Annotated in this window: 6 protein-coding genes; 2 read left to right on the top strand and 4 right to left on the bottom strand. The window is 59.6% G+C overall.

The window, feature by feature from the left end; all coding sequences use genetic code 11:
- Positions 1-154: 154 nt before the first annotated feature.
- The 4 genes from ABE528_RS17305 to ABE528_RS17290 form a co-directional block, all read right to left on the bottom strand.
- Positions 155-1,321 (bottom strand): ABC transporter permease, encoded by a 1,167-nt coding sequence (locus ABE528_RS17305; protein WP_346653606.1) that lies wholly within the window; start codon positions 1,319-1,321, stop codon positions 155-157.
- Entirely contained in the window at positions 1,314-1,979 is a 666-nt protein-coding gene (locus tag ABE528_RS17300; protein ID WP_346653605.1) for an ABC transporter ATP-binding protein, read from the bottom strand. The genes ABE528_RS17305 and ABE528_RS17300 overlap by 8 nt, the downstream gene beginning before the upstream one ends.
- Positions 1,979-2,758, bottom strand: coding sequence for a hypothetical protein (locus tag ABE528_RS17295; protein ID WP_346653604.1), 780 nt, complete (start codon positions 2,756-2,758; stop codon positions 1,979-1,981). The genes ABE528_RS17300 and ABE528_RS17295 overlap by 1 nt, the downstream gene beginning before the upstream one ends.
- Positions 2,759-2,850: 92 nt before the next feature.
- A complete protein-coding gene (locus ABE528_RS17290) occupies positions 2,851-3,291 on the bottom strand; it encodes a hypothetical protein (protein ID WP_346653603.1) in 441 nt (146 codons plus the stop codon).
- Between the two features lie 928 nt (positions 3,292-4,219).
- On the opposite strand from ABE528_RS17290, the gene ABE528_RS17285 reads away from it, so the two are divergent.
- Together ABE528_RS17285 and ABE528_RS17280 are read left to right on the top strand one after the other, a co-directional pair.
- Positions 4,220-5,536, top strand: coding sequence for a UDP-glucose/GDP-mannose dehydrogenase family protein (locus ABE528_RS17285; protein ID WP_346653602.1), 1,317 nt, complete (start codon positions 4,220-4,222; stop codon positions 5,534-5,536).
- A gap of 73 nt (positions 5,537-5,609) precedes the next feature.
- Positions 5,610-7,091, top strand: a complete 1,482-nt coding sequence (locus ABE528_RS17280; protein ID WP_178120028.1) for a glycosyltransferase family 2 protein — start codon at positions 5,610-5,612, stop codon at positions 7,089-7,091.
- Positions 7,092-7,104: the final 13 nt, after the last annotated feature.

Raw genomic sequence — 7,104 nt, 5'->3', positions numbered from 1 at the left:
CAATTTGCGGTTCTGTACGGAGATCGGTTCATCAGGCCGACCTGGTGAAAATCAGGGCCTGCCTAACGGCAGGCCGTTACCGGCCCGCACACAAAAAATCTGACAGTCCCCGGCCAGTAGTGAAAACGACCACGCGCAGGTCACTGTCAGCCACCTACTCATCACGCAATGCCGCTGCGGGTTGAAGCCGCGCGGCGGCGAGCGCCGGCTGCATGCCAAAGAAAAGCCCCAGCACCAGCGAACTGCCAACGCCCAACGGCAAGGCGCTTATGTCCAGCGCAAAGCCCCACCCCACTGACCGCGCGAACAGCCAGCCACCGGCCAACCCGAGCAGTACGCCCAGCAACGCGCCTGCTACCGACAGCAACAACGACTCGAGCAAGAACAGCCAGGCGATATCACGCGCACGTGCGCCCAACGCCAGGCGCACGCCTATTTCGCACCGGCGTTGCGTCACATTCATCACCATGACATTCATCACCCCGACCCCGCCCAGCAGCAACGCAATTGCCGCCGTACCCGCCAGAAGCCCGGTCATCACGCGGGACTGGCCGGCCATGCTTTCGAGCATTTGCCTGGGTAGCTGAACATCCACATCGTGCTGCACCAACTGTGCGCGCAGATACTGCTCAAGTGAACTGGCCGCATGCTTCATGGAAGCTGCATCCGCAGCCGCCGCAACGAGTGTTGCCACTTCGGGCAGAGTACCCAGACGGCGCATGCCGCTCAGGGGCATCAATACCGCGTCGTCGAAATTGACCGGCAACATCGGGTTGTATCCTTGAGCGGCCAGCACCCCTACCACGTCAAACAGGTACGTCCCCAACCGTACGCGCTCACCCTTGCTCACCTGCAGCTCAGTGGCCAGTGAGGCGCCCAGCAGTACATGCGGCACCCAATCGTCGTAGGCAGAGAGCAAACGGCCTTGAGCAACCTGAAGCGGCAGTACTTCGAACAGTTGCGCGGTGCTGCCAGCGACCATCGCTTCGATACTGATACCCTTGGCCTGTACCGAACTCACAGCGAATGCCAGGGGGGCCACGGCACGGATGACTGGCGGCAGCTCGCCAAGCGGCAAGGGTGCAGCGCTTTGGTCCAGGGCTTGCAGGTTGACCACCAGCAAGTCGCTGCCCAGCCCCCGGTACAGTTGCCGGGCATGCTGCGCCGCGCTGTAGCCAATGTTCATCATCGCGACCAAGGCGGCGCAGCCGACCGCGATGCCAAACAGTGCCAGCCAGGCCCTGGTGCCCAGTTGGCGAACGCTGCCCAACGCTTCGCTGAGGCGTAGCTGCCAACCAGGCCCATAGTTTGCCTCAAGCATCGAATACGCCACCGTCGCGTACCAACAGGCATCGCTCCATACACTGCGCCATCGCCGGGTCATGGGTGACCATCAGCAGGGTCATGCCCTGCTCCCGATTCAACGTCATCAGCAACCCCATGATGTCCTGCGCCGAGGCGCTATCGAGGTTTCCCGTGGGCTCATCGGCAAGCAGGATTCGCGGATCGGTGACCAAGGCCCTGGCTATCGCAACCCGCTGACGCTGACCGCCGGACAAATCGGCCGGGCGATGTTCTGCACGATGCCCCAGGCCAACTTTTTCCAGTTGAAGCTTCGCAGCCTGGCGGGCTGAGGCCAGACGAGTACCTCGGTAACTCAAGGGTAAGGCCACATTGTCCAGGGCGGACAGGCGTGGCAGCAGGTTGAAGTTTTGGAAGACGAAGCCAAGCGTGCGGTTGCGCATGATCGCCCGCTGCGCTTCATTGGCATTGGTCATGTCCAGGCCCGCCAACCACAAGCGGCCGCTGCAGGGCTGGTCGAGCAGACCGATGAGATTCAGCAGCGTGCTTTTACCCGTGCCAGACGAGCCAGTAATCGCGCAGCTTTGTCCAGTAGGGATAGACAGACTGATGCGCTCCAGGACCGCTTGTCCACCGAGATGGCGGCATACATCCCGCAGCATGATGCTGTCAGACATTAACCTGCCTCCCTGCCAGCCAGATCGGCGCTTGGGCCTGCAGGTTCAGGCTCACTGGCTTCACCGGGTTGTAACCATTGCTTCTCAATCAGTTCGAACAGCGATGCGCAGAATTCGGGCCAGTCAGCGTCCGAAGCAGACCTGTTCATCAGGATATCGACTTCGTAATTACCTAGAAGCTGGGCTTCTTCAATGCGGGGAAGCCCCCTGTAGTGCGCCAGAATGGCAAGCGAGGTTCGGTCAGTTTTGCCAGTACGCTGGTACTCACCAGCAAGCTGGTCGCAGACTTCCCTGCTCCAGTCGCAATCGCGTTGGTTTATCTCTTTCCAGGCGGCATTACGTTCATTCACGCTGAAATCACCGGATTCGTCGTAGACGATGGCGCTCAGCTCTTCGCGCCCCAAAGCCTTGAAGGGGTTCTGCCCCCTGCCGTTGACAAAGTTCGTAGCCTGCTCGGCCCGTGCCAGCAAGGCTGGGTCATCGGTATTGGGAACATAAGCGTCATGCAATTTCTTCGCGAAGTAATAACTTGCGCCCGCGACCTGTTCCCAAATGCGTGCGCCAAGCGCAGCCAACTCCTTGCGAGACAGCGATGAATCGCGTGCATCCGCACGCTCAATTGCGGCACTGAGTTGCTTGCCAAGTGCCGAAAGCTCCAGTTCATCAACAGATTGCGCTGCTGCCGTGACGGGGTCGTTGCTACGCCCCTGCAAGGGTTTTTCCACATTCGACACGAGGGCTGCCAACGGCTGCCCCGTACCGTTTTGCACAGGTTTCACGATAGATGTCCTCAAACGCATGATTTTTGATGCGCACTTCGCTGGCGATGCCCAACGAAGTGCAGGCATGGGTTGCGATCAAAAAAACTGATTTATTTCATGGTGAATTCAACATTCCATGAGTAATCGGTATTCATGCGAGTGATGGTGGCGGCACAGACTGCCCCTCCACTGGGCGTGGCGGTTTTGGTCCATTGCGGCTGTTTGATTCCCCCCGGCAGAACGCGCATCTGGAATGTCGTTCCAAACGCACAGGTCTTGCTGCCAATGGCGTAGCGAACCTGGGCACCGTTGACGTCGGGGCTTACGACCCTTTGAACGCTAAAAACGAAAGCCGCTCCACCCTCGACCTTTCCAGCGGGCTTAGGGTTGGCTATCTGATAAGTGCTGTTTTCATTGGCTGTCACCAACTTCAGTTCTACTGGCTGGCTTCCAAGATTCTTGAACGTCACCTCGACGGGAGGCCCTGCTTGCACCATGCCCGCCATCAGCAACGCCGCGCTGCCGATCAGAACCTGCGATTTTGTCTTCATAAAGCTATCTCTCATCTCTTCCATGTGTTTATGGATGAGACGCCCTCGTTGGCCATCGGCCCGAGGCTGCCCAAGACGCTCCTTCGTACATGGACAGCCCCGCAGAGCGCCCAAAAGGCTTAACGGCAAGGCTCAGCAAAACCTTAGTCTTCGTATGGTCACTCTATGTTTCGGCATGTGTACCCGCGTGCACTGCTGCGAGGCATTGAATCAACCGCCGTAACGCCAGAATTACGACGCCAAAAAACCACCACTATCAGCGTTATCGCCAAACGCCATAAGACCGTTCGTACTTTTTTGACGAATTTTGAAAAATATTTTTTCATGATGGCATAACAGCACCTCGCTTCAGTTTCGTCCTTTATAACCGGGGGTGGAACTGTGACGTGCTATCAATTTGAAAGTATTTGCCACTGAAGAATTATTTAAAAATCTTTCATCGAAGCGGAACGCCCTCAGGAACTTCTATTGCGAGCCATCGCTCATAGTGCCGTAACGAATTTCCTGCCCCTGGGCTGTGAGAGATGACTTACAGATGACAACCGGCAGGTATCACTACCCGCCTAGATAATCTGGCAGCGGCAACGGGAACCCCCGCAGGCACTGCCCAATGAGGAGTAACGCGCCCCTTCAAAATCGTCCTAGTGGTTGATTTCAAAGGATTTTTCCACTTGAAAAAACAAGCACAGCAAGGCGCCAAGTAGCGCTTTGCAATAAAGACGGCTGCATGACAGGGCACGCCTTTTAAAGACTGGCTTAATACTGCCAACTTTTAGTGCACAACTTTGTGCGCGACGGATTTATTCATGCCTGCGCTCGGCGAAGTGAGCTTTCGCCCATGGATCCGTGCGCCCGAAAACTGTTGTTAATCAACCCAGTCCGGCTCTTCCCGGAAGAGCTGACGTGATAAACACATGAGGTGATAGCGATGCGTATCAGCATCTTTGGTTTGGGTTATGTGGGTGCGGTCTGTGCAGGCTGCCTGACGGCGCGAGGCCATGACGTGATTGGTGTGGACGTGTCCAAGACCAAGATCGACCTGATCAATCAGGGCAAGTCGCCGATCGTCGAACCTGGCCTGGAAGCACTGCTGCAACAAGGCATCGCCAACGGCCGCCTGCGTGGCACCACCGACTTCGCCGAGGCCATCCGCGCCAGCGACGTGTCGATGATCTGCGTCGGCACCCCGAGCAAGAAGAACGGCGACCTGGGCCTGGAATACATCGAGTCGGTGTGCCGCGAAATCGGCTACGTGCTGCGCGACAGCGAGCGTCGCCACACCATCGTGGTGCGCAGCACCGTGCTGCCGGGCACCGTGAAGAACGTGGTGATCCCGATTCTCGAAGACTGCTCGGGCAAAAAGGCCGGCGTCGACTTCGGCGTTGCCGTGAACCCGGAGTTCCTGCGTGAAAGCACCGCGATCAAGGACTACGACCAGCCGCCGATGACCGTCATCGGTGAACTGGACAAGGCCAGCGGCGACGTGCTGCAAGCCCTGTACGAAGAGCTCGATGCGCCGGTCATCCGCAAGCCGATCGAAGTGGCCGAGATGATCAAGTACACCTGCAACGTGTGGCACGCCACCAAGGTCACCTTCGCCAACGAGATCGGCAACATCGCCAAGGCCGTCGGCGTCGATGGCCGTGACGTGATGGACGTGGTCTGCCAGGACAAAGTGCTGAACCTGTCGCAGTACTACATGCGCCCAGGCTTCGCCTTCGGTGGCTCATGCCTGCCCAAAGACGTGCGCGCCCTCACCTACCGCGCGGCGTCCCTCGACGTACGCGCACCGCTGCTCGACTCGCTGATGCGCAGCAACGAATCGCAGGTGCAGAACGCCTTCGAGCTGATCGAAGCCCACGACAAGCGCAAGGTCGCCCTGCTTGGCCTGAGCTTCAAGGCCGGCACCGACGACCTGCGCGAGAGCCCGCTGGTGGAACTGGCCGAACGCTTGATCGGCAAGGGCTACCAACTGGATATCTACGACGAGAACGTCGAGTACGCCCGCGTCCACGGGGCAAACAAAGAGTACATCGAGTCGAAGATCCCGCACGTCTCGTCGCTGCTCAACGCCGACTTCCAGAAAGTCATCGCCAACGCCGACATCATCGTCCTGGGCAACCGCGACGAGCAGTTCCGCGCCCTTGCCGAGCAAGCGCCGGAAGGCAAGCAGGTGATCGACCTGGTCGGCTTCATGGGCAAGCCGACCTGCACCACCAGCCGCACCGAAGGCATTTGCTGGTAATGCCCGACCGGGCAGCGGTGGCCTCCCCACCATCGCTGCCCACCCTTTCCCGAATTCTCGACGGATGCTGAACATGCAAAGGCTCCAGACAGTGCTGTTGCAGTGCGCCGGGTGGCTGCTCTACATGAGCCTGCTCATGTTGATCGCCCTGGCGCTGCCAGCCGATATCTTCGACTCGCAGTCGAAGCACTTCATCTTCCTGGTCGGCGCAGTCGGCATCTGGCGCTATTCCATGGGCGCCACCCATTTCATCCGCGGCATGATCTTCCTCTACGGCGTCTACCCGTACCTGCGCCGCAAGGTGCAGAAGATGGGCGAAACCGCCGCGCCGTCGCACGTGTACCTGATGGTCACCAGCTTCCGTATCGAAGCGCTGACTACCGCCCAGGTGTACAGCTCGGTGATCCGCGAGGCGATCGAATGCGGCTACCCCACCACCGTGGTCTGCTCGCTGGTGGAGATGTCCGATGAACTGCTGGTGAAGAGCCTGTGGGCCCGCTACAACCCGCCCGCACACGTCAAACTGGACATCGTGCGCATCGCCGGTACTGGCAAGCGCGACGGCCTGGCCTATGGCTTCCGCGCCATCTCGCGGATGCTGCCAGACGAAAACGCCGTGGTCGCGGTGATCGACGGCGACACCGTGCTCGGCGAAGGCGTGGTGCGCAAGACCGTGCCGTGGTTCAAGCTGTTCCCCAACGTCGGCGGCCTGACCACCAACGAGTTCTGCGAAGTGCGCGGCGGCTACATCATGAGCGAATGGCACAAGCTGCGCTTCGCCCAGCGTCACATCAACATGTGCTCGATGGCCCTGTCCAAGCGCGTGCTGACCATGACCGGGCGCATGTCGATGTTCCGCGCCAGCGTAGTGACCAACCCCGAGTTCATCGCCGACGTCGAAAGCGACTCGCTGATGCACTGGCGCCTGGGCCGCTTCAAGTTCCTCACCGGTGACGACAAGTCCAGCTGGTTCAGCCTGATGCGCCTGGGCTACGACACCTTCTACGTGCCGGATGCGGCGATCAACACGGTCGAACACCCGCCGGAGAAGAGCTTCCTCAAGGCCAGCCGCAAGCTGATGTACCGCTGGTATGGCAACAACCTGCGGCAGAACTCCCGCGCGCTGGGCCTCGGCCTGCGCCGCCTGGGCCTGTTCACCAGCATCGTGCTGTTCGACCAGCGCGTGTCGATGTGGACCAGCCTGCTCGGCCTGACCGTGGCGGTGATCGCCAGCCTCAAGTTCGGCATGGCGTACCTGCTGGTGTACCTGCTGTGGATCGGCATCACCCGCCTGATCCTCACCGTCATGCTGCTGTGCTCCGGCCACAACGTCGGCCCGGCCTACCCGCTGATTCTCTATTACAACCAGATCGTCGGCGCGCTGATGAAGATCTACGTGTTCTTCCGCCTCGACAAGCAGTCCTGGACCCGCCAACCGACTGCCCTCAAGCGTGACCTCGCCAGTTTTCAACAATGGTTCAACACCTGGTCCTCGCGGACCATGACCTTCTCGGCTGCCAGCATCTTCGTCGCTGTGCTGTTCATGGTCGTGTGAGCCCAACCCGGAT

The organism is Pseudomonas sp. TWI628, from assembly GCF_039673865.1.
Lineage (GTDB): Bacteria > Pseudomonadota > Gammaproteobacteria > Pseudomonadales > Pseudomonadaceae > Aquipseudomonas.
Note: the sequence above shows the minus strand (reverse complement) of the source record. Positions and strands in the feature narration are given on the sequence as shown.